The organism is Micromonospora siamensis, from assembly GCF_900090305.1.
In the GTDB taxonomy this organism is placed as follows: domain Bacteria; phylum Actinomycetota; class Actinomycetes; order Mycobacteriales; family Micromonosporaceae; genus Micromonospora; species Micromonospora siamensis.
Genome location: NZ_LT607751.1, coordinates 2,242,719 through 2,264,598 on the forward strand (window position 1 = coordinate 2,242,719; position 21,880 = coordinate 2,264,598).

Annotated in this window: 16 protein-coding genes; 12 read left to right on the plus strand and 4 right to left on the minus strand. The window is 74.2% G+C overall.

The genetic code is table 11. From position 1 onward, the window contains the following. The first annotated feature begins 9 nt into the window (after positions 1–9). The 8 genes from dxr (at position 10) to GA0074704_RS10380 (ending at position 11,888) form a co-directional block, all read left to right on the plus strand. Positions 10–1,221 carry a 1-deoxy-D-xylulose-5-phosphate reductoisomerase gene (gene dxr, locus GA0074704_RS10345; RefSeq protein WP_088970302.1) on the plus strand — a complete coding sequence of 404 codons (1,212 nt, stop codon included), beginning with the start codon at positions 10–12 and terminating at the stop codon, positions 1,219–1,221. Next, entirely contained in the window at positions 1,221–2,471 is a 1,251-nt protein-coding gene (locus tag GA0074704_RS10350; RefSeq protein WP_088970303.1) for a M50 family metallopeptidase, read from the plus strand. The genes dxr and GA0074704_RS10350 overlap by 1 nt, the downstream gene beginning before the upstream one ends. Positions 2,472–2,480: 9 nt before the next feature. After that, the gene (ispG, locus tag GA0074704_RS10355; protein WP_088970304.1) at positions 2,481–3,653 is read left to right on the plus strand and encodes a flavodoxin-dependent (E)-4-hydroxy-3-methylbut-2-enyl-diphosphate synthase; all 1,173 of its coding nucleotides are present in this window, start codon (positions 2,481–2,483) and stop codon (positions 3,651–3,653) included. Between the two features lie 128 nt (positions 3,654–3,781). Next, entirely contained in the window at positions 3,782–4,621 is an 840-nt protein-coding gene (locus GA0074704_RS10360) for a GNAT family N-acetyltransferase (RefSeq protein WP_088970305.1), read from the plus strand. Between the two features lie 113 nt (positions 4,622–4,734). Further along, positions 4,735–5,469 (plus strand): ATP-binding cassette domain-containing protein, encoded by a 735-nt coding sequence (locus GA0074704_RS10365; protein ID WP_088970306.1) that lies wholly within the window; start codon positions 4,735–4,737, stop codon positions 5,467–5,469. Continuing rightward, a complete protein-coding gene (locus GA0074704_RS10370; protein WP_088970307.1) occupies positions 5,466–7,616 on the plus strand; it encodes a YhgE/Pip domain-containing protein in 2,151 nt (716 codons plus the stop codon). The genes GA0074704_RS10365 and GA0074704_RS10370 overlap by 4 nt, the downstream gene beginning before the upstream one ends. A gap of 77 nt (positions 7,617–7,693) precedes the next feature. Next, complete coding sequence (locus GA0074704_RS10375) at positions 7,694–8,287, plus strand: TetR/AcrR family transcriptional regulator (protein WP_231926809.1); 594 nt, start codon at positions 7,694–7,696, stop codon at positions 8,285–8,287. A gap of 97 nt (positions 8,288–8,384) precedes the next feature. Beyond that, complete coding sequence (locus tag GA0074704_RS10380) at positions 8,385–11,888, plus strand: ATP-binding cassette domain-containing protein (RefSeq protein WP_088970308.1); 3,504 nt, start codon at positions 8,385–8,387, stop codon at positions 11,886–11,888. 139 nt (positions 11,889–12,027) lie between these two features. Here GA0074704_RS10380 and GA0074704_RS10385 read toward each other — a convergent pair whose 3' ends face one another. The 4 genes from GA0074704_RS10385 to GA0074704_RS10400 all read right to left on the minus strand — a co-directional run bounded on the left by GA0074704_RS10385 (position 12,028) and on the right by GA0074704_RS10400 (position 16,408). Next, entirely contained in the window at positions 12,028–13,095 is a 1,068-nt protein-coding gene (locus GA0074704_RS10385) for an NADH:flavin oxidoreductase/NADH oxidase (protein ID WP_088970309.1), read from the minus strand. Between the two features lie 195 nt (positions 13,096–13,290). After that, positions 13,291–14,583, minus strand: a complete 1,293-nt coding sequence (locus tag GA0074704_RS10390) for a dicarboxylate/amino acid:cation symporter (RefSeq protein ID WP_172880889.1) — start codon at positions 14,581–14,583, stop codon at positions 13,291–13,293. Positions 14,584–14,784: 201 nt separating this feature from the next. Continuing rightward, entirely contained in the window at positions 14,785–15,450 is a 666-nt protein-coding gene (locus GA0074704_RS10395) for a DUF998 domain-containing protein (protein ID WP_088970311.1), read from the minus strand. Next, on the minus strand, positions 15,443–16,408 hold the full coding sequence (locus GA0074704_RS10400; protein ID WP_088970312.1) for a glutathione S-transferase family protein: 966 nt from the start codon (positions 16,406–16,408) through the stop codon (positions 15,443–15,445). Before GA0074704_RS10400 ends, GA0074704_RS10395 begins: the two co-directional genes overlap by 8 nt. Before the next feature lie 111 nt (positions 16,409–16,519). Between GA0074704_RS10400 and pcaF the strand changes: the two genes are divergently transcribed. From pcaF to GA0074704_RS10420, 4 genes are all read left to right on the plus strand, one after another. Continuing rightward, on the plus strand, positions 16,520–17,722 hold the full coding sequence (gene pcaF / locus GA0074704_RS10405) for a 3-oxoadipyl-CoA thiolase (protein WP_088970313.1): 1,203 nt from the start codon (positions 16,520–16,522) through the stop codon (positions 17,720–17,722). Positions 17,723–18,168: 446 nt separating this feature from the next. Continuing rightward, the gene (locus GA0074704_RS10410; RefSeq protein WP_088970314.1) at positions 18,169–18,987 is read left to right on the plus strand and encodes an SAM-dependent methyltransferase; all 819 of its coding nucleotides are present in this window, start codon (positions 18,169–18,171) and stop codon (positions 18,985–18,987) included. 9 nt (positions 18,988–18,996) lie between these two features. After that, positions 18,997–21,171, plus strand: coding sequence for a putative bifunctional diguanylate cyclase/phosphodiesterase (locus GA0074704_RS10415; protein ID WP_088970315.1), 2,175 nt, complete (start codon positions 18,997–18,999; stop codon positions 21,169–21,171). Further along, complete coding sequence (locus GA0074704_RS10420) at positions 21,162–21,662, plus strand: DUF456 domain-containing protein (RefSeq protein WP_088970316.1); 501 nt, start codon at positions 21,162–21,164, stop codon at positions 21,660–21,662. The genes GA0074704_RS10415 and GA0074704_RS10420 overlap by 10 nt, the downstream gene beginning before the upstream one ends. Positions 21,663–21,880: the final 218 nt, after the last annotated feature.

A 21,880-nucleotide genomic window follows, 5' to 3' on the forward strand; every position in this document is an offset into this window, starting at 1 on the left:
AATGACCCCGTGACATCTCCCCGAGACCTCGTGCTGCTCGGCTCGACCGGCTCGATCGGTACCCAGGCCATCGACATCGTCCGGCGCAACCCCGACCGGTTCCGGGTGGTCGCGCTCGGCGCCGGCGGCGGCAACGTGGAGCTGCTCGCCGCGCAGGCCCTGGAGTTGGGCGTCGAGGCGGTCGGCGTCGCCAAGGCCTCCGCCGCCCAGGACCTCCAGCTGGCGTTCTACGCCGAGGCCAGCCGCCGGGGGTACGCCACCGGCGACTTCAAGATCCCCAAGATCGTGGCCGGCCCGGACGCCATGACCGAGCTGGCGCAGTGGCCCTGCGACGTGGTCCTCAACGGGGTGGTCGGCTCGCTGGGCCTCGCTCCCACGCTGGCCGCGCTGGGTGCTGGTCGTACCCTCGCGTTGGCCAACAAGGAGTCGCTGGTGGCCGGCGGCCCGCTGGTCAAGGCCGCGGTGACGCGGCCGGGGCAGATCGTCCCGGTGGACTCCGAGCACTCCGCGCTGGCCCAGTGCCTGCGCGGCGGCACCCGGGCGGAGGTACGCCGGCTGATCGTCACCGCCAGCGGCGGGCCGTTCCGCGGCAAGCGGCGCGACGAGCTGACCGAGGTCACGCGAGAGCAGGCGCTGGCCCACCCGACCTGGAACATGGGGCCGGTCGTCACGATCAACTCAGCCACCATGGTCAACAAGGCGCTCGAGGTGATCGAGGCGCACGAGCTGTTCGACGTGCCCTACGCCGACATCCAGGTGATGGTGCACCCGCAGTCGGTGATCCACTCGATGGTCGAGTTCGTCGACGGTTCCACGATCGCCCAGGCCAGCCCGCCGGACATGCGGCTGCCCATCGCGCTGGGCCTCGGCTGGCCGGACCGGGTCGGTGACGCCGCCGCCGCGGTCGACTGGACGAAGGCGCACACCTGGGAGTTCGCGCCGCTGGACGACGCGGCGTTCCCGGCCGTGGCGCTGGCGAAGGCGGCCGGCGAGGCGGGGCGCTGCCGGCCGGCGATCTACAACGCCGCCAACGAGGAGTGCGTCGCGGCGTTCGTCGCCGGGCGGCTGCCGTTCCTCGGCATCGTCGACACCCTCGCGCGGGTGCTGGAGGACGCTCCCGACTTCACCGAACCAGGTACCGTCGAGGACGTGCTCGCCGCCGAGTCGTGGGCGCGCGCGCACGCGCAGGAGATCATCGCGGGTTCGGTGGAAGGAGCTTGATGGCGTACCTGCTCGGGGTGGTGCTCTTCGCCCTCGCGATCCTCATCTCGGTGAGCCTGCACGAGGCGGGGCACATGGCCACCGCCAAGGCCTTCGGGATGAAGGTCACGAAATACTTCGTCGGCTTCGGCCCGACCCTCTGGTCGACCCAGCGGGGCGAGACCGAGTACGGCGTCAAGGGCGTCCCGCTCGGCGGCTTCTGCAAGATCGTCGGGATGACGCCGCAGGACGACGACGTCGACCCGGCCGACGAGCCGCGCGCGATGTGGCGCTACCCGGTCTGGAAGCGGACGATCGTGATGTCCGCCGGCTCGATCACCCACTTCGCCCTCGCCCTGATCGCCCTCTGGATCATGGCGGTCTCGGTCGGCCTGCCCAACCCGAAGTTCCCCTCCACCGACGCCCAGGCCCGCCAGGAGCCGGCGGTGATCGGCCTGGCCCCGTGCGTGGTCCCCGAGGCCGCCGCCCGGGCCTGCCAGGCCGGCGACCCGGCGAGCCCGGCCGCCCAGGCCAAGCTGCGCGACGGCGACCGGATCACCTCGCTCAACGGAAAGCCGATCGCCAACTACGGCGACCTGCTCACCGCGCTGCGGGCAGTCAAGCCCGGCGACCGCGCCGAGATCGGGTACGTCCGCGACGGCCAGCCCGGCACCACCAGCACCGTGCTGGCGCAGACCCAGCGCCCGCCGCTGGACGACCCGAAGGGCACCGTCGGTCCGGTCGCCGCGCTCGGCGTCGGCCTCCAGTTCAGCACCCCCGCCCGGGTCAGTTACGGCCCGGTCGGCGCGTTCGGGGCGACCGCCGACTACACCGGCCAGATGGCCGTGGGCACGTACGAGGCGATGAAGCGCATCCCGCAGAAGGTGCCCGCCCTGTGGACCGCCATCACCGGCGGCGAGCGGGACGTCGACACCCCGATCAGCGTGGTCGGCGCCAGCCGGCTCGGCGGCGAGGCGGTGGAGAACAACGCCTGGTACCTCTTCTTCATGTTGTTCGTGTCGCTGAACTTCTTCATCGGCGTTTTCAACCTGCTGCCCCTGCTGCCGCTGGACGGCGGCCACATCGCCATCGCCTGGTTCGAGCGGGCCCGCTCCTGGCTCTATGCGAAGATCGGCCGCCGCGACCCCGGCCGCGTCGACTACCTCAAGCTCATGCCCCTGACGTACGCGGTGATCCTGATCGGTGGCGCGTTCACGCTGCTGACCATCACCGCGGACGTCATCAACCCGATCACGCTCTTCTCAAGGTGAGTGCCTGAAGTGACCTCGATCAGTCTCGGTATGCCGGCCGTACCGCCCCCGCCGCTGGCCCCGCGCCGCGCCAGCCGCCAGATCATGGTCGGCTCGGTGCCGGTCGGTGGCGGAGCACCCGTGTCGGTGCAGTCGATGACCACCACCCTCACCTCCGACGTCAACGCCACCCTCCAGCAGATCGCCGAGCTGACCGCCTCCGGCTGCCAGATCGTCCGGGTCGCCGTGCCGTCGCAGGACGACGTGGAGGCGCTGCCGGCGATCGCCCGCAAGTCGCAGATCCCGGTGATCGCCGACATCCACTTCCAGCCGAAGTACGTCTTCGCCGCGATCGACGCCGGCTGCGCGGCCGTCCGGGTCAACCCGGGCAACATCCGCCAGTTCGACGACAAGGTCAAGGAGATCGCCAAGGCGGCCGGCGACGCGGGCGTGCCGATCCGGATCGGCGTCAACGCCGGCTCGCTGGACAAGCGGCTGCTCGCCAAGTACGGCAAGGCCACCGCCGAGGCGCTCGTCGAGTCGGCGCTCTGGGAGTGCTCGCTCTTCGAGGAGCACGGCTTCCGGGACATCAAGATCTCCGTCAAGCACAACGACCCGGTGGTGATGATCCGGGCGTACCGGCAGCTCGCCGCGCAGTGCGACTACCCGCTGCACCTGGGCGTCACCGAGGCCGGCCCGGCCTTCCAGGGCACCATCAAGTCGGCGGTCGCCTTCGGCGCGCTGCTCGCCGAGGGGATCGGCGACACCATCCGGGTGTCGCTGTCGGCCCCGCCGGTCGAGGAGATCAAGGTCGGCAACCAGATCCTCGAGTCGCTGGGCCTGCGCGAGCGAGGCCTGGAGATCGTCTCCTGCCCGTCCTGCGGACGGGCACAGGTCGACGTCTACAAGCTCGCCGAGGAGGTCACCGCCGGCCTGGAGGGGCTGCCGGTGCCGCTGCGCGTCGCCGTCATGGGCTGCGTGGTGAACGGCCCCGGCGAGGCCCGCGAGGCCGACCTGGGTGTCGCCTCCGGCAACGGCAAGGGCCAGATCTTCGTCAAGGGGCAGGTCATCAAGACCGTGCCCGAGGGGCAGATCGTGGAGACGCTGATCGAGGAGGCGCTGCGGCTGGCCGACGAGATGGGCGCGGAGATCCCCGAGGAGCTGCGCGACCTCGTCCCCGGCGCCACCGTCACCGTGCACTGACGCCCGCGTTGCCGTAAGGGCGGCCTTCCCGTCGGGGAGGCCGCCTTTCGCGTACGCGGGCACGGTACGCCGGGGCTGTCGCCGGGTCCGGCCGCCGGGCGGTCGGCTGGTCTGGCAGGCTGGTAGCCGTGCTGACGGTGCCGGTACGGCAACTCGGGGAGTCGGAGCGCCGCGCGGTCGAGCGGCTGCTCGACCGCGACCCGTACGCGGGCGCGCAGGTCGCCGAGCGGGTCGCCGCGCGCGGGCTGGCCTGGTGGCGGTCCGAGGGCCGGATCCTGGGGTACGGCAACCGGCGCAACCTGGAGTCGATCTGCTGGCTGGGTGGCAACCTCACCCCGGTGCTGGCCTCCGAGCCGGCCGTCGACGCGTACGCCGACCTGCTGGCCTCAGAGGAGCGGCTCTGCTCCTCCATCGTCGGCCGGGCCGACGCCGTGCTCGGCCTCTGGGACCGGCTGCGCGGGCACTGGGGGCCGGCCCGGGACGTACGCGCCAACCAGCCGCTGCTGGCCGTCGACCGGCTTCCCGAGCTGCCCGCCGACCCGCAGGTGCGGCCGGTCCGCCCGCACGAGGTGGACCGGCTCTTCCCGGCGGCGGTGGCCATGTACACCGAGGAGGTCGGCGTCTCGCCGCTGGCCGAGGACGGTGGGCGGGGCTACCGGCGGCGGGTCACCGACCTGGTCCGCGCCGGTCGGGCGTACGCCCGGTTCGTCGACGGCAAGGTGGTCTTCAAGGCGGAGCTGGCGGTGGTGACCCGGCGCACCGCGCAGATCCAGGGGGTGTGGGTGGCGCCGGAGTGGCGCGGGCGCGGCATCGCCACCGCGGCGATGGCGGCCGTGGTCCGCGACGCGCTGATCCGGGTCGCCCCGACGGTCAGCCTCTACGTCAACGACTTCAACCTGCCGGCCCGCCGGGTCTACGCCCGCTGCGGCTTCCGCCCGGTCGGCACCCTGGCCACCGTCCTGTTCTGAGGCGTCCCGCCCGGGTGGGGTGGGTCACGTGCGTCCGGCTTGAGGTGAACGGGACACCGGGGACTATGCTGGTCATGTTTTTGTACTGACCGGTCAGTTTAGTTAGGGGAGTGATGAGCGTCGTCGTGGAGGCCAGCGGGCTGGGACTGCGTACCCGCCGGGGCTGGGTGTTCCGGGACGTCGACCTCAGCGCCGCCGAGGGCGAGCTGCACGCGATCACCGGGCCACCCGGCAGCGGGCGTACCTCCCTGCTGCTCGCCCTGGCCGGCCGGTTCCCGGTCGGGGAGGGTCGGGTCGTCCGGCACGGGCCGGCAGCGCTCGGCCAGGTGGCCGGGGTGCACGAACCCGACCCGGCGCTCACCGTCGGCGAGCACATCCAGGAACGGCTGCTGCTGCTCGGCCCGGTGCCCCGCCGCCGCCGGCAACTCGTCCCCGTCGCCGCGGTCCGCGCCCGGCGCGCCTACCGGCGCGACGCCTTCGCCACCGCCATCTCCGGCGCCGGCTTCACCGGCGACGTCCCCTTCGACCCGGACACCCGCGGCCGCGACCTCACCCCGCTGCAACGCCAGGTGCTCGGCCTGGTCCTCGCCACCCTCAGCGGGCCCAAGCTGATCGTCGCCGACGACGTGGACAGCGGCTCCGACGCCCCCGAACGGGCCTGGCTCTGGGCCGCGATGGCCCGCCTCGCCGAACAGGGGTACGCCGTCGTGGCCAGCGCCCGCGCCGTCGAACCCGGCAGCCCGGCGATCGAACACCGCCTCGCCGACCCGGCGGACGTCCCCGCCCGCCCCACCCTGATCCTGCCCCGGCCCACCCCGGCCCGCACCCCCGCGGAGGTCACCCGATGAGCGTCTTCCGCCTCGCCCGCTTCGAGCTGCGCCGGATGACCCGGGGCCGGCTGCCGCGCGCGGCGCTGGCCGTGCTCACCATCGTCCCGCTGCTCTACGGCGCCCTCTACCTCTACGCCTTCTGGGATCCCTACGGGAACCTCAACCGGATCCCGGTGGCGATGGTCGTCGCCGACCGGCCCGCCGAGGCGAGCGACGGCAGCGTCGTGCACGCCGGCCAGGACCTCGCCGACGAACTGCTGGACCGCAAGGTCTTCGGCTGGACGGTCACCGACGAGCGGGACGCCCAGGTCGGTCTGCGCGACGGCCGCTACCACCTGGTCTTCGAGATCCCGGCAGACTTCTCCGCCAGCCTCGCCGCCGGCCCCGAACCGGAGCGGGCCGCCCACCGGGGCGAACTCAAGGTGGTCAACGACGACGCCACCAACTACCTGTCCGGGCTGCTCGCCCGCTCCGCGTTCGCCGAGATCCGGGCCGCCGCCGGGGAGAGCGCCTCCGCGTCGTACTTCGAGAAGATGCTGATCGGCTTCACCGACCTCAAGGCCGAGACCGGCAAGGCCGCCGACGGCGCCGGGCAGATCCAACACGGGCTGGGTGACGCCGGGTCCGGGGCCGGGAAGATCGCCGGCGGGATCGACCAGTCCGAACAGGGCGCCGGGCAGCTCGCCGCCGGGCTGGGCAGCGCCGCCAAGGGCGCCGACGAACTGGCCGACGGCATCGGGCAGCTGCGTACCGGGGCGGCGAAGATCGCCGACGGCACCGCCCGGGCGGCCACCGAGACCAGCGCCGCCGCCAAGAAGGTCGACTCGGCGGCGAACCGGATCGAGCCGGTGCTGCGGGACAACGCCGAGGAGATCCAGCGCGCCGCAACCGCCGTCGCCACCGGCGCCCAGGCGCTCGCCGACAACATCGACGCGCTGCCGCAGACCGCCCGGCAGGCCGCCACCGACGCGCAGCAGGTCCGCGACCGGCTGGCCGCGCTGGTCGCCGCCCACCCGGAACTCGCCGACGACCCCGACGTCGTCGCCGCCCGGCAGGCCGCCGACGAGGCGGCCACCGCGGCCCAGAAGGTGGTGACCGGCCTGGACGGCGCCGACCTGGCCGGACTGAAGAGCCGGATGAACGAGGTGGCCGCCACCGCCCGGGAGATCGCCGCCGCCGCGCCGCACCTCGCCGACGACGTGGCCGCCGCCCGGGCCAAGGTCGACCAACTCGCCGCCGGCCTGAACACCCTCGCCGACGGCAGCGCCCAGCTCCGCGACGGGCTCGGCGACGCCGCCACCGGCGCCGAGCAGCTGCGCGGCGGGCTCTTCCGGCTCGCCACCGGCGCCCGCGAACTGGACAGCGGGCTGAACCGGCTCACCGGCGCCCAGCAGCAGCTGGTCGGCGGGCTGAGCAAGCTGGAGGGTGGCGCCGGCGACCTCGCCGACGGGCTCGCCGCCGGGGAGAAGAAGATCCCCGGGTACGACGACGCGGGCACCCGCTCCGACGTGCTCGGCGACCCGGTCGCCCTGGACCGGCAGGCGCACCACCCCGCCGCCTCGTACGGGGTCGGCTTCGCCCCGTACTTCCTCGGGCTGGCGCTCTGGGTCGGCGCGATGATCACGTACATGCTGCTGCGGCCGGTCAACCGGCGGCACGTGATGTCCGGCGCGGCCGGCTGGCGGGTCGCGCTCGCCGGCTGGCTGCCCGCCGCGGCCATCGGCCTGGCCCAGGCCGGGGTGCTCTTCGTGGTGGTCACCCAGGTCCTCGGCCTGGACCCGGTCCGCCCGGCGGCCACCCTCGGACTGCTCGCGCTGGTGTCGCTGGCGTTCACCGCGATCATGCAGTGGCTCGGCGCCCAGCTCGGCCCGGCCGGGCGGCTCGCCGCGCTGGCCCTGCTGATGCTCCAGCTGACCTCCTCCGGCGGCACCTACCCGGTGCAGACCTCGCCCGGCTTCTTCCAGGCCATCCACCCGTGGCTGCCGATGAGCTACGTGGTCGCCGGCCTGCGGCACACCATCAACGGCGGCCCCACCGGCCCGGTGCTCACCGGCGCGCTCGTGCTCGCCGGCTTCGGCCTCGGGGCGCTCGCGCTGACCGTCGCGGCGACCCGCCGGTCCCGGCGGCTCACCCCGTCGAAGCTGCACCCCGAACTGACCATGTGAGGATGCTGATGACCCGGGCGGCGACGCACCGGTGCGGCGCCGGCCGCGCCGGCCGGGCGGTGGGACGGGGAGGTTCGGTGGCGGACGGACGGTCACGGCGGCGGGAGGACACCCGGCAACGCCTCTTCGAGGCGGCCGTGCAGCTCATCGCCGAGCAGGGCTTCTCCGCCACCACCGTGGAGGACATCGCGGCCCGGGCCGGGGTGGCGAAGGGGACGGTCTACTACAACTTCGAGTCCAAGACCGTCCTCTTCGAGGAGCTGCTCCGGCACGGCATCGGGCTGCTCACCGCCGAGTTCCGGGCCGCCGTCGACGGCCTGCCGCCCCGCGAGGCGCTGGCCGCGCTGGTCCGCGCCGAGCTGGAGTACATCCGTCGCTACCGGGCCTTCGCCCAGTTGCTGCTCTCGGAGATGTGGCGGACCAACCGGGAGTGGCAGCAGACGCTGCGGCTGCTGCGCGGCGAGGCCATCGAGGTGATCGCCGAGACCGTCCGGGCCGGGGTGGCCAGCGGTGACCTGCCCGCCGACCTGGACGTGCCGACCGCCTCGTCGGCGCTGTTCGGGGTGGGTCTGGTGGTGGCCGTCGACTGGCTGGTGTTCCAGCCGGACCGGCCGATCGCCGACGTGCAGGACGCGCTGCTCGGCATCGTCCGCCGGGTCGCCCAGACCTGAGCCACGGGCTCTGCCGGCGGCGAAATTGCGTTGAACCGTACGGGTTCGCGGACCAAGCTGGGAGTACCGCCCCCCAACCGAGTCCGGAGGACCCTCCATGCGCCTGCTCCGAGACTTCTGGATCGCCGCGCCCCGGCGGGTGGCGGCCGCGTTCCTGCTGATCCTGCTCAGCGCCGGCGGGCAGGTCGGCGCGGCGGCCCTGGCCGGACCGGTTCTGGTGCACCGGGCGACCGGCTGGTTCGTGGCGCTCGCCGCCGCGCTGGCCGCCGCCGTCCTCGCCGACCTGGCCGTCGGCCTGCTGATGGCCGGGCTCACCGCCGACTGGTCCGCCGACGTCCGCCGCCGGTTGTGCCGGGTGGCGCTCGGGCAGGACCTGCCCACCCTGGAGACCACCCCGGTCGGCGAGCTGCTCGACCGGATCGACGGCGACGTCTACCAGGTGGCCGCCGAGATCCGCAACACCGGCTGGCGGATGATCCAGGCGCTCGCCGGCGGGGCACTGTCCACCGTGCTGGCCCTCTACGTCTGGTGGCCCGCCGGGCTGGGCATGCTGGCCCTGGTCGGCCTGCTGGTGCTCACCCTGCGCCGCCCGGCGGCCCGGATCAGGCCCGCCCGGATGGCCGAGGAGGAGGCCTGGTCGGACCTGGCCGCCGTGATGGAGGAGGCGGTGCACGGCCAGGACGACGTGCGTACCAGCCTGGCCCGGCCGTACGTGCTGCGCCTCTACGCCCAGCGGGCGGCCGAGGTGCTCGCCCGTGGCCGGCGGGTCTTCCGGCTCAACGCCCGGTTCACCCTCTCGGCCGTCGCCACCACCCGCACCGCCGTCGCCCTGGTGGTGCTCGGCGGGGCGTGGGCGCTGACCACCGGCCGGATCGACCCGGCCCGGCTCACCGCCGTCTGGCTGCTGGTGATCGGCTTCGGCGCCCTGATGGAGCACATCACCCGGATGCTGCCCCACCTCCAGTTCGCGCTGGGCGCCTGGGGCCGGGTGCGACTGCTGCACGACTCCGCGCAGGAACCCTCCGGCGGCGCCGCACCGGTCGAGGGCGACCTGACCGTACGCGGGCTGACCTTCCGCTACCCGGCCGGCGGGGAGGGCGAACGCGGGCCCGCCCTGCGCGACGTGCACCTGAGCTTCGTCCGGGGTCGCTCGTACGCCCTGGTGGGGCGGACCGGCTCGGGCAAGTCGACGCTGGCCAAGGTGCTCACCCGGGCGGTGGACGTGCCCCACGGCACGGTCACCCTGGCCGGTGCCGACCTGGTCGACCTCGACGTCGAGCAGCTGCGCCGCTGGATCGCGGTGGTGCCGCAGCGCACCGAGATCCTCGCCGGCACCCTCGCCGAGAACGTCGCCCTCTTCGACCCCGACCTGCTCGCCGCCGTCCCCGAGGCGCTGGCCGAGCTGGGGTTGACCGGTTGGGTCGCCGAGCTGCCCGACGGGGTGCACACCCGGCTCGGCGAGGGCGGGCACGTGCTCTCCGCCGGCCAGGAGCAGCTGGTGGCGTTCGCCCGGATCCTGGTCCGCGACCCGCACGTGGTGATCCTCGACGAGGCCACCGCCCGCCTCGACCCGGTCACCGAGACCCGGGTCCGCCGGGCCACCGAACGGCTGCTCGCCGACCGGATCGGCATCCTCATCGCGCACCGGCTCTCCTCGGTGCGGCGCTGTGACGAGGTGGTCGTGATGGCCGACGGGGCAGTGCTGGAGGCCGGCCCGATGAAGGAGTCCGCCCGCTTCGCCGAGCTGCTGGCCACCAGCCACGCCGGCGCGTACGCGGGGGTGGGCACCGGCCGGGGCGGCGTGGACCTGCTGCCCGCGCCGGACGCCGACCCGGCCGACGACCCGGTCGAGGTGGCGGCTCCCGATCCGGCGCCGCGGCCGGTGGTGGCGCTGCCGCGCACCGACCCGCCGCCGCTGCCGCCGGCCCCGCGCGCCGGGACACTGCGGGAGATCCTCCGGTTGGGCACCAACGACCGACGGTACGGCCTGGTCTCCATCGTCATGTTCGCCCTGATGACCCTGCTGGGGCTGGACGGCGCGGTGCTGCCCTGGCTCTGGGCCGACCTGATTGGCGGGGGAGACCCGTGGCTGCCGGCGCTGGGCATCGTGGCCGCACTGCTGGTGATCCTGCCGATGCCCTACCTGACGAACCTGCTCTTCCCGCAGTGGTGGGTGCGGCAGCTGCTGCGGATCAGCCTGCGCCTGGTGCACGGGCAGACCGGGCCGCGCCGGGTCAGCGCGCACACCCCGGCCGAGGTGGTCGCCCAGGGCGGCGACACCGAACGGGTGGTGCAGCTGGCCGACAACCTGATGGACCAGTTCATCGCCCTGTTCATGGTGGTGGCGATGACCGCGGTGACCGGCAGCGTCGTACCCGGGCTGTTCTTCCTCGGCACGATGGTGGTCTCCGGGCTGGCCGCTACCCTGTTCGGGCCGCGGCTGGAACGCTCGGCGCAGGCCACGGTCAGCGCCCGGGCGGCGTTCGCCACCGCGCTGGTCTCCGCGCTCTCCGCCGCCCGTACGGTGAAGCTGGCCGGCGCGACCCGTCCGGTGCTGGACCATCTGGCCCGACTGGACACCGTGCGCAGCGACCGGCAGCGGCGGGAGATCGCCATGCAGGTCTGGTCGCGGTCGACGCCCGCGGTCACCACCGGGCTGCTGCCGATCGTCGCGTGGGCGCTCTACCTGGGCGGGACGCTCTCCGCGGGCGCCACGCTGGTGGTGGTCTCCACCCTCGGCACGGCCCGGTGGTTCGCCTGGACCAGCGCCGCCCTGGTCTCGCAGTACCCGTCGGCCCGGGTGTGGACCCACCGGACGGTGGCGATGACCGGGGTGGGGGCGTACTCGGCGGCGGTGCCCGGGGTGGACCTGGCCGCCGGCACCGCGCCGGCGCCCGTGCCAGCGGCCCGACGTCCGCTGCGCCGGCTGGAGCTGGCCGGCTTCGGGGCGCTGCACACCGACGGGACCCTCGCGGTGCGCGACGTCGACCTGACCGTCGAACGCGGGCAGCTGGTGCTGGTGGTCGGGCCGGTGGGCAGCGGCAAGTCGTCGCTGCTGCGGGCGCTGGCCGGAATCGTGCACCACACCGGCGAGCTGCGGTGGAACGGCGAGCCGGTCACCGAGCCGGAGCTGTTCCTGCGCCCGCAGCAGGTCGGCTACGTCGGGCAGCTGCCCCGGGTGCTCTCCGGCACCGTCGCCGACAACATCGCCCTCGGCCACCAGGTGGACGCGGCCGGCGCGGTCGCCACCGCCCAGCTCGAACACGACCTGGCCGCCGCCGTCGGCGGGCTCGGGCTGCTGATCGGGCACAAGGGCACCCGGCTCTCCGGCGGTCAGCTGCAACGACTGGCGCTGGCCCGGGCGCTCGCGCCGCGTACCGAGCTGCTGGTCGCCGACGACGTGTCGTCCGCCCTGGACGTCACCACCGAGCTGGCGCTCTGGGCGGCGCTGCGCGAACACGGCGTCACCGTGGTCGGCTCGACCTCGAAGCGGGCGGCGCTGATCCGGGCCGACCACGTGGTGGTGCTGGTCGACGGCGTGGTGGCCGCCCAGGGCCCCTGGCACACCCTGGAACCCACCTGGTCCCACCTGGCCGGCTGACCCCCCTCGGGCCCCCCACCCCGGTCATCGCCGTTGATCATGAAGTTTGCCGTAGCGGAACGGGACGAAACGACCCGCTAACTTCATGATCAACGACGCGGGCCAAGGCCGGGCGCGGGGGTGGGGTCGGGGTCGGGGGTCAGTGGGCGCGGGTGTACTGGTTGGGCCAGGTGGGGGTGGCGGTCAGCTTGGCGGCGGCGCGGTTGGGCCAGTAGGGGTCGCGCAGCAGTTCGCGGCCGAGCAGGACCAGGTCGGCCTCCCCGGCGGCGACGATCTGCTCCGCCTGCTCCGGCTCGACGATCAGCCCGACCGCACCGGTCAGCACCCCCGCCTCCCGGCGGATCCGGGCGGCGAGCGGCACCTGGTAGCCGGGGCCGACCGGGACGGTCGCCGTGGCCGCGGCGCCGCCGGACGAGGTGTCGACCAGGTCGACGCCGGCCGCGGCGAGTTCCCCGGCCAGCACCACGCTGTCCTCGACGGTCCAGCCGCCCTCGACCCAGTCGGTGGCGGAGATCCGGGTCAGCACCGGCACGTCCTCCCCGACGGCCGCCCGGACGGCGCGGGCCACCTCCAGGGTGAGCCGCATCCGCCCGGCCCGGTCGCCGCCGTAGCCGTCGCCACGGTGGTTGGTCAGCGGTGACAGGAACTCGTGCAGCAGGTAGCCGTGCGCGGCGTGGATCTCCACGGCGGCGAAGCCGGCGTCCAGCGCCCGGCTGGCGGCGGTGGCGAACGCGGCCACCACGGCGGCGATGCCGCGCTCGTCCAGCGCGGTGGGCCGCCGGTAGTCGGGCACGAACGGCTCGGTGCCCGGACCGACCGGGGTCCAGCCGCCCTCGGTGTCGGCCACCCCGCCGCGCTGCGCGTCCCAGGGGCGGTGGGTGGAGGCCTTGAAACCGGCGTGGGCCAGCTGCACGGCCGGCACCGCGCCGTGCTCGGCGAGGAAGCGGGTGATCGGCCGCCAGGCGTCGACGTGCGCGCCGGACCAGAGGCCGGTGTCCTGCGGGCTGATCCGGCCCTCGGGCACCACGGCGGTCGCCTCGGTGACGATCAGACCGACCCCGCCGACGGCCCGGGAGCCGAGGTGGACGCGGTGCCAGTCGGTGGGCAGGCCGTCGGGACCGGCGCTGTACTGGCACATCGGGGCCATGGCGACCCGGTTGGGCAGGGTGACACCGCGCAGGGTGAGCGGGGAGAACAGGGCACTCATGGGGGTGATCCTCCGGGACGGTCGGTGGGCCGGCGCCTCCGGGGAGGTCGGCCGGGCGGGCGGGTCGTGGGCGCGGCGCCGTCGACGGCGCGGGCGGGCGCGGAACAGGGCGGCGGCTCGCAGCGAGCGCGGAACCCACCGGAACGCGGCGGCGACCCGCCGGAGACCGGCGGGTCGCCACTGCGCGGCCACGGATCAGGCGGGGACCGGCTCCAGCCGCTCCGCCGGGCGGTCCGCCGGGTCCGGCTCGATCAGGTCGCGCTTGCCGGCCGTGTCGTACGCGGCCCGGTCCAGGGTGCCCTCCCGGGCGGCGACGATGGTCGGCACCAGCGCCTGCCCGGCGACGTTGGTCGCGGTGCGGATCATGTCGAGGATCGGGTCGATGGCCAGCAGCAGGCCGGCGCCGGCCAGCGGCAGGCCCAGCGTGCTCAGGGTCAGGGTCAGCATCACCAGCGCGCCGGTCAGGCCGGCGGTCGCCGCGGAGCCGACCACCGAGACGAAGGCGATCAGCAGGTAGTCGCCGACGCCCAGCTGGACGCCGAAGACCTGCGCCACGAAGATCGCCGCCAGCGCCGGGTAGATCGCGGCGCAGCCGTCCATCTTCGTGGTGGCGCCGAACGGCACGGCGAAGGAGGCGTACTCGCGGGGGACGCCGAGCCGCTCGACGGAACGCTGGGTCACCGGCATGGTGCCCACCGAGGAGCGGGAGACGAAGGCCAGCTCGATGGCGGGCCAGGCGCCGGCGTAGAAGCGCAGCGGGTTGAGCCGGCCGGCGGCCAGCAGCACCACCGGGTAGACGACGAGCAGCACGATCGCGCAGCCGACGTAGACGGCGGTGGTGAACTTGGCGAGCGGGGCCAGCAGGTCCCAGCCGTACGAGGCGACGGCGTTCCCGATCAGACCCAGCGTGCCGATCGGGGCGAGCCGGATCACCCACCACAGCGCCTTCTGCACGATGGCCAGCACCGAGCGGTTCAGGGTGACGAACGGCTCGGCGGCCTCGCCGATCAGCAGCGCGGCGGCGCCGACCACCAGGGCCAGGAAGACGATCTGGAGCACGTTGTTGTCGACGAACGCGCCGACCGGGTTGGTCGGGACGATCCCGGTGAGGAAGTCGGTCCACGAGCCGGTCTTGGTGGGCGCCTCGGCGCCGGCCACGTTCAGGCTGACCCCGCGGCCCGGGTCGACCAGCAGGCCGAGGCCGATGCCGACGGTCACCGCGATCAGCGCGGTGATGCCGAACCAGAGCAGCGTCCTGACCGCCAGCCGGGCGGCGTTGGCGACGCCGCGCAGGCTGACCACGCTGACCACGATGGCGGTGAAGACCAGGGGCGGGACGGCCAGCTTGAGCAGCTGGACGAAGAGTCCGCCGACCGTGTCGAGGGTGGTGGTGAGCCAGCTCAGGTCGTTGGCCCGGGCAACGAAGCCGAGGGCCACGCCGAGCACGAGGCCGAGGAGGATCTGAACGGAGAAGGGGATCTTGCGCAGGGCGGAAGCCATGGGACGTCCAAGGTCGGGAGGGCGGAACGGGGGCAGCGTCAGGAGAGTGGCTGCGCCGGACAGACGCCGCTGGCCTGCAGTCGGAGGTCGACATACAGGCGCACGGTCAGGTCCCAGACGTTGGTCATCGCCTGCCGACGGTACTCCCGGCCGGTCCGCAGGTGGAAGGAGCGGTGCCCGTGACGCTCCTTACACGTGCTGTTTGTCGGCCGGTGACCCGTTCGTCACGTCCGGGGCGGAGCGGGCCCGTCCGAGCGCCGTCGCGGTGCCCAGGCCCCAGGCCGCGCCGACCGCCAGCAGCAGCCGCTCCAGCCCGCCCAGCAGGCTGCCCCGGCCCACCGTCACCAGCCCGACGGCGATCGCCCCGGCCACCGGCAGCGCCACCGCCACCGCCAGCCGGGCCACCCGCCGCAGCCCGGGCGCCGCGTGCGGGGAAAGCGCGATCACCAGCATCGCGAAGACCGTCGACGCCATCGCCACGATGCTCGCCCCGCCGTGCACCAGGTCCGCCACGGTCGACGACTCGAACGGCGGCAGCGGGCAGCCGGCGCTGCACGTCACCGCCCCCGACAGCACCGTGAAGACCGCGCCGGCGCCGAGCAGCCCGGCCGCGACCGGCAACGCCGGGGGCAGCGCCGCGGCGAGCAGCAGCAACGACGCGGCCAAGGCGAACACCCCGATCCGGTACGTCGAGGCGTACCTGCTGCTGGCGATGCCCGCCTCGCTGACGTACCCGGTCAGGCCAGCGCCCGTGCCGGCGACCACGGCGAACGTGACCGCGACCGTGCCGGCCAGCACGCAGCAGGCGGCGACCGACGCGGCGGCGACCCGGGCCACGGTGCCCCGCTCAGCCACGGCCGTGCGGGGTGGTCCAGCCGGAGGTGTCCGGGCCCAGCGGCACGATCCGGGTCGGGTTGATCGCCTCGTGGGTGCCGTAGTAGTGCCGCTTGATCTGGTCGAAGTCCACCGTCCCGCCGAAGCCGGGGGTCTGGAACAGGTCCCGGGCGTACGCCCACAGCACCGGCATCTCGGTCAGCTTCTGCCGGTTGCACTTGAAGTGGCCGTGGTACGCCACGTCGAAGCGGACCAGGGTGGTGAACAGCCGCACGTCCGCCTCGGTGATCGCGTCACCCATCAGGTACCGCCGCCCGGACAGCCGCTCCGACAGCGCGTCCAGCCGGGCGAACAACGCCTCGTACGCCTCGTCGTACGCCTGCTGGGAGGTGGCGAAGCCGCACCGGTAGACGCCGTTGTTGACGTCGGCGTGGATCTCCGCCATCAGCGCGTCCAGCTCCGGGCGCAGCTCGACCGGATAGAGGTCGGGCGCGTCCGGGGAGTGGAACCGGCGCCACTCGGTGGAGAGGTCCAGCGTGAGCTGCGGGTAGTCGTTGGTGACCACCCGGCCGGTGAGCGTGTCCACCAGCGCCGGCACGGTCACCCGCCCGGTGTAGTCCGGGTCGGTGGCCAGGTAGGCCTCCGACAGGAAGCCGATGCCGAGCACCGGGTCGAAGCCGTCGGGGTCCAGGGCGAACCGCCAGCCCCGCTCGTCCCGGATCGGGTCGACGGTGCCCAGCGAGATCACGTCCTCCAGGCCGAGCAGGGTGCGCACGATCCGGGCCCGGTGCGCCCACGGGCACGCCTTGCACCAGATCAGCCGGTACCGGCCGGCCTCCAGCGGCCAGCGTCCCTGGTCGTCCGGGCCGCCGCCCTCGGGGGAGGTGGAGTGCGGGGTGACCCGACCGGTGAACCGGTTGGGCTGGCGAACGAACTGCCCGCCACCGGCGGTCTCTGCGCTGAACTGGGCCCGGGCCATGCCGCAAACCTATCCGGTCGCCGCGCGGATATCCTGGCGCCGGGCGTGCCCGTGACCCGGACAACGCCGCGACCGCCAGCCCCTTCCCACCCCCGAAGGACGTGAGCGCCGATGACCGCCGCCTACCTCGTGGCCGGAGTCCGCACCCCGATCGGCCGCTATGCCGGCGCCCTCGCCGGGGTACGCCCCGACGACCTGGCCGCGCACGTGATCCGCGAGCTGGTCGCCCGCCATCCCTCGGTGGACTGGGCGCGCACCGACGACGTCGTCCTCGGCTGCGCCAACCAGGCCGGCGAGGACAACCGCAACGTGGCCCGGATGGCGGCGCTGCTGGCCGGCCTCCCCGAGGAGGTGTCCGGCAGCACGGTCAACCGGCTCTGCGGCTCCGGCCTGGACGCCCTCGCCACCGCCGCCCGGTCCATCGTGGCCGGCGAGGCCGACCTGGTGGTCGCCGGCGGGGTGGAGAGCATGAGCCGCGCGCCGTTCGTCATGCCGAAGGCGACCACGCCGTTCTCCCGCTCCGCCGAGGTGTACGACACCACCCTCGGCTGGCGGCTGGTCAACCCCCTGATGAAGGCCGGCTGGGGCATCGACTCGATGCCGGAGACCGCGGAGAACGTCGCCGCCGAGTTCGGCGTCGACCGGGCCGCCCAGGACGAGTTCGCGCTCCGCTCCCAGCAGCGGGCCGCCAAGGCGCAGGCCGACGGCCGGTTCGCCGAGGAGATCGTGCCGGTGACCGTGCCGGCCGGCCGGCGGGACACGAAGCTGGTCGAGGTCGACGAGCACCCCCGGGAGACATCGATCGAGAAGCTGGCGGCGCTGCCCACCCCGTTCCGCGACGGCGGCACGGTCACCGCCGGCAACTCCTCCGGCGTCAACGACGGCGCGGTCGCCCTGCTGGTCGCCTCCGAGGCGGCCGTCGCCCGGTACGACCTCACCCCCCTCGCCCGGGTCGGCGGCGCGGCGGCGGCCGGCGTACCGCCCCGGATCATGGGCATCGGACCGGTGCCGGCCACCCGCAAGCTGCTGGACCGGCATCAGATCGCCCTCGCCGACGTCGACGTGGTGGAGCTGAACGAGGCGTTCGCCGCGCAGGGCATCGCGGTGCTGCGCGAGCTGGGCCTGCCCGAGGACGCCGAGCACGTCAACCCGAACGGCGGCGCGATCGCCCTCGGCCACCCGCTCGGCGCCAGCGGCGCCCGGCTGGCGCTGACCGCCGCGCTGGAGCTGCGCCGCCGCGGCGGCCGGCGGGCGTTGGCCACCATGTGCGTCGGCGTGGGCCAGGGCATCGCCCTGCTCCTGGAGTCGGCGTAAGAAAGGCCTCTTCTCCACGCCCGGTCACGCCCGGCTCGGGGTGGCGCCGCTTCCGGCACCACCCTGGCCCCTCCCGGCTCGGGGATGGGCCGGGCTTGCAGCATCGCGCCAGCCCACCGGCCTTCGCCGGGCCTGCGAAACATTTGAGCGCGATACCACGGAGGTATTTTGATGACTCTCAGGTATCACGCTCGAAACGTCTGTCGCTTCCGGCGCTGCCCCGGTGGGGCTGGGGCGGCTAGTGGCGTTGCGGGCCTTCGGGCGGGGCCCGAGGCGGCCGGTCGGTCGGCCCGGGGCGGCGAAAAGTGGATCTCCCGTTGGTGGCCGGGCGCGCATAGAGTGGTCACCACCACTCGATCCGCGGGTCGGCCGGTTCCCCTCGCGCGCTGCGCCGCGCCCGACGACCGGGGCCCTCCCGCGCCGCGGCGACGACCAGGGGCGAAGCCATGCAGAAGCCGGAGAACATCCCCACCGAGATCGACCTGACGCGGCCCAGCGCCGCCCGGGTCTACGACTACTTCCTCGGCGGGGCGCACAACTTCGAGATCGACCGGCAGCTCGCCGAGCAGATCGCCGCGATGACCCCCAACCTGGCGGCCACCATGCGCTCCGGTCGGGAGTTCCTGCGCCGCGCCGTCCGGGTGCTGCTGGACGCCGGCATCGACCAGTTCCTCGACATCGGCTCCGGCATCCCCACCGTCGGCAACGTGCACGAGGTGGCCCAGGCCGCCAACCCGGAGGCCCGGATCGTCTACGTCGACATCGATCCGGTGGCGGTGGCGCACAGCCGGGAACTGCTCGCCGGCAACGACCGGGCCGTCGCCGTCCACGCCGACCTGCGGGATCCGAAGCTGATCCTGGACGGGGCCCGCGACAGCGGGCTGATCGACTTCGGCCGGCCGGTGGGCATCCTGCTCGCCGGGGTGGTGCACTTCGTGCCGGACGCCGACCGCCCCGGCGACATCCTGGCCACCCTGCGGGCCGCCGCCGCCCCCGGCAGCTTCCTGGTGATCTCCCACTCCACCTTCGAGGACCAGCCGCAGGAGATGCTCGACGCGCAGCGGCTGTCGGCGCGTACCGCCACCGAGATCACGCTGCGCTCGCGGGCCGAGATCAGCGGCTTCTTCGGCGACTGGACGATCCTGGAGCCGGGCGTGGTGCACATGCCGCTGTGGCGGCCCGACTCGCCGTCCGACGTCGACGAGCACCCCGAACGGTTCGGCGCGTTCGGCGGGGTCGCCCGCCACGACCGTCCGGGCGGCTGAGGCAGCGCCGTGGCTCCCGGCGAGGAGGACGTCAGCCGACCGGGCGCCCACGAGTACGCCTCGGCGTGGGCCCGCGCGGTGCGTCGGCTCGGGTTCGTGCCGTTGAGCGCGGAGGAGACCGAGCGGCTGCTGCTGGCCCACACGGTACGACTCGCGCAGGCTGCCCTGGCCGAACCGTTCTCCGTCCGGCCGGGCCGGGACGTGGGGCGGGCGCTGGTCGAGGCGCACCTGACCGAGCCTGGCGTACTCGACTGGTCGGTGCGGGCGCTCGGCGAGCGCTTCGTACCCCTGGTGCTGCCGGAGCGGGGCGGGCCCGGCGGTGTGGCCGACCGGGTCGACGCGTTGCAGGCGGCGCTGGCCGCCGGCTTCGCCGCGGCCCTGCGCGACCGGACCTTCAGCCAGCAGGAGCGGATCGCCCGGTCGGCCTGGCAGGCCCGGGACGCGGTCGAGCAGGCGTTGCGCGACAGCGAGGCGCGGTTCCGGGCGGTCTTCACCGGCGCGGCCATCGGCATCGGCATCGCCGACACCGACGGCGTGATCATCGACGTGAACCAGTCGTTCGCCGACATGCTCGGCTACACGATCGGTGAGCTGCGGCAGACGAACGTGGCGGCGCTCTTCCACGCCGACGACGCGGCCGGCATGTGGGAGCTCTACCAGGAGCTGATCGAGGGCAAGCACGACTCGGTCCGGGTGGAGAAGCGCTACCACCGCAAGGACGGCAGCGTCGTCTGGACCGACCTGGCGGTCTCGCTGATCCGGTACGACGACGGCCGGCCCCGGTTCACCGTGGCGATGATCGAGGACATCACCGAACGCTACGAGCTCCAGCAACGGCTGCGGTTCCAGGCGTTGCACGACCCGCTCACCGGCCTGCCCAACCGGACGCTGTTCTTCGAGACCCTCGGTCACGTCCTGCAGGCCGCCCCGCCGGACCAGCCGGTCGGGGTCTGCTTCCTCGACCTGGACGGCTTCAAGGCGGTCAACGACAGCCTCGGCCACGACCTGGGTGACCGGCTGCTGGTGGTGATCGCCCGGCGGCTCGCCGAGTGCGTCGCCGCGCAGGGTCACCTGGTGGCGCGGATGGGCGGCGACGAGTTCGTCATCCTGGTCCGCGCCGGCACGGGCAACGACCGGGCGGTGGCGGTGGCCGAGTCGGCGCTCGCGGCGGTGGCCACCCCGGTGGTGATCGGCGACCAGCAGCTGGCCGTCTCGGCCAGCATCGGCATCGTGGAGTGCCCGGCCGGGGAGACCAGCGCGTCGGACCTGATGAAGGCCGCCGACACCACGCTCTACTGGGCCAAGGCGGAGGGTCGCGGCCGGTGGGCGGTGTACGACCCGGAGCGCAGCGCCCGGGACCTCGCCCGGTCGGCGCTGGCCGCCGGCCTGCCCGCGGCCCTGGACCGGGGCGAGTTCGTGCTGCACTACCAGCCGATCGTGTCCCTGCTGGACGGTTCGATGCGGGCCGTCGAGGCCCTGGTCCGCTGGCGTCACCCGGAGCTGGGCCTGATCGGCCCGGACCGGTTCATCGGCCTGGCCGAGGAGACCGGGCTGATCGTCCGGCTCGGCGCCTGGGTGCTCGACCGGTCCTGCCGGGACGCCGAGGCGTGGCGGCGGGCCTTCCCCGACGCCCGGCTGGTGGTGAGCGTCAACCTGGCCGCCCGCCAGGTGGAGGAGCCGGCCGTGGTGGAGATGGTGGCGGGTGCGCTCGCCAGCAGCGGCCTGCCCGCGGAGCTGCTCCAGCTGGAGCTGACCGAGAGCGCGGTGATGGGCACCGCGGGGGAGCCGCTGCGCGCGCTGCACCGGCTGGCGGCGCTTGGGGTGCGGCTGGCCGTGGACGACTTCGGCACCGGCTACTCCAACCTGGCGTACCTGCGGCGGCTGCCGATCCACTGCCTCAAGCTGGCCGGGCCGTTCGTCGAGGGGATCCGGGCCGGGGACGCCGACGGGCCCGCCGACCATCGAGACGAGCGGATCGTGGACGCGCTGGTGCGGCTGGCGCACGCGCTGGAGCTGTGGGTGACCGCCGAGGCGGTGGAGACCGCGACGCAGGCCGAACGGTTGCGGGCGCTGCGCTGCGACACCGGGCAGGGACGCTGGTTCGGCGGCCCGGTACCGGCCGAGGAGATCACCGCGCGGTTGCGCGGCGACGACGGCAACGGACGGGAGCGGGCGTGGGGTTGACGGATTCGCAGGCGGCGGTGTCGTTGGTGGCGGCGCTGGCCATCCTGGCCGGGCTGGCCGGGGTGCTGGTGCCGGGGCTGCCGGCGCTGCCGTTGTGCTGGGGCGGCGTGCTGGTCTGGGCGGTCTTCGGCGGCGCCGGGCCGGGCCGCTGGGCGGTGCTGGCCGCCGCGACGGTGGTTGCCGCCGGTGGCACGATCGTCAAGTACGCCTGGCCGGGCCGGAACCTGAAGCGGACCGGCGTGCCCACCTCGTCGCTGCTCGCCGGTGGCCTGCTGGGACTGGTCGGCTTCTTCGTGATCCCGGTGGTCGGTCTGATCCTCGGCTTCGTCGCCGGGGTGTGGGGCGCCGAGCGGCTGCGGCTGGGCAGCAACCAGCTGGCCTGGCCGGCGACCCGGCAGGCGCTGGGCGCGGCGGGACTGGCCCTGCTGGTCGAGTTCACCGCGGGCGTGGTGGTCGGCACCATCTGGGTCTTCGGCCTGCTCTTCACCTGAGCGGGACGGCGGCACGGGGTGTCCGGGTGGTACGGCGGACCGCCGTACCCGAGAGAGAGGTGGACGCCCCGCGCCGCCGCGCACCGGGCGGTGCCGAGCGCCCGGGGGAGGGCCCGTCGCGATCGGGCCTGGTCACGGCTTCAAGCATGCGTCCGACGGGACGTCGCGGCAACGCAATTAGCGAGCCCGGTACGGGCGACGGATTGACCATCGTCAGC

Excerpts from the sequence above, each read along its gene's own strand:
- GA0074704_RS10350 (WP_088970303.1), top strand. The coding sequence starts at position 1,221 with ATGGCGTACCTGCTCGGGGTGGTGCTCTTCGCCCTCGCGATCCTCATC.
- GA0074704_RS10365 (WP_088970306.1), top strand. The coding sequence starts at position 4,735 with ATGAGCGTCGTCGTGGAGGCCAGCGGGCTGGGACTGCGTACCCGCCGG.
- GA0074704_RS10370 (WP_088970307.1), top strand. The coding sequence starts at position 5,466 with ATGAGCGTCTTCCGCCTCGCCCGCTTCGAGCTGCGCCGGATGACCCGG.
- GA0074704_RS10380 (WP_088970308.1), top strand. The coding sequence starts at position 8,385 with ATGCGCCTGCTCCGAGACTTCTGGATCGCCGCGCCCCGGCGGGTGGCG.
- GA0074704_RS10385 (WP_088970309.1), bottom strand. The coding sequence starts at position 13,095 with ATGAGTGCCCTGTTCTCCCCGCTCACCCTGCGCGGTGTCACCCTGCCC.
- GA0074704_RS10400 (WP_088970312.1), bottom strand. The coding sequence starts at position 16,408 with ATGGCCCGGGCCCAGTTCAGCGCAGAGACCGCCGGTGGCGGGCAGTTC.
- pcaF (WP_088970313.1), top strand. The coding sequence starts at position 16,520 with ATGACCGCCGCCTACCTCGTGGCCGGAGTCCGCACCCCGATCGGCCGC.
- GA0074704_RS10410 (WP_088970314.1), top strand. The coding sequence starts at position 18,169 with ATGCAGAAGCCGGAGAACATCCCCACCGAGATCGACCTGACGCGGCCC.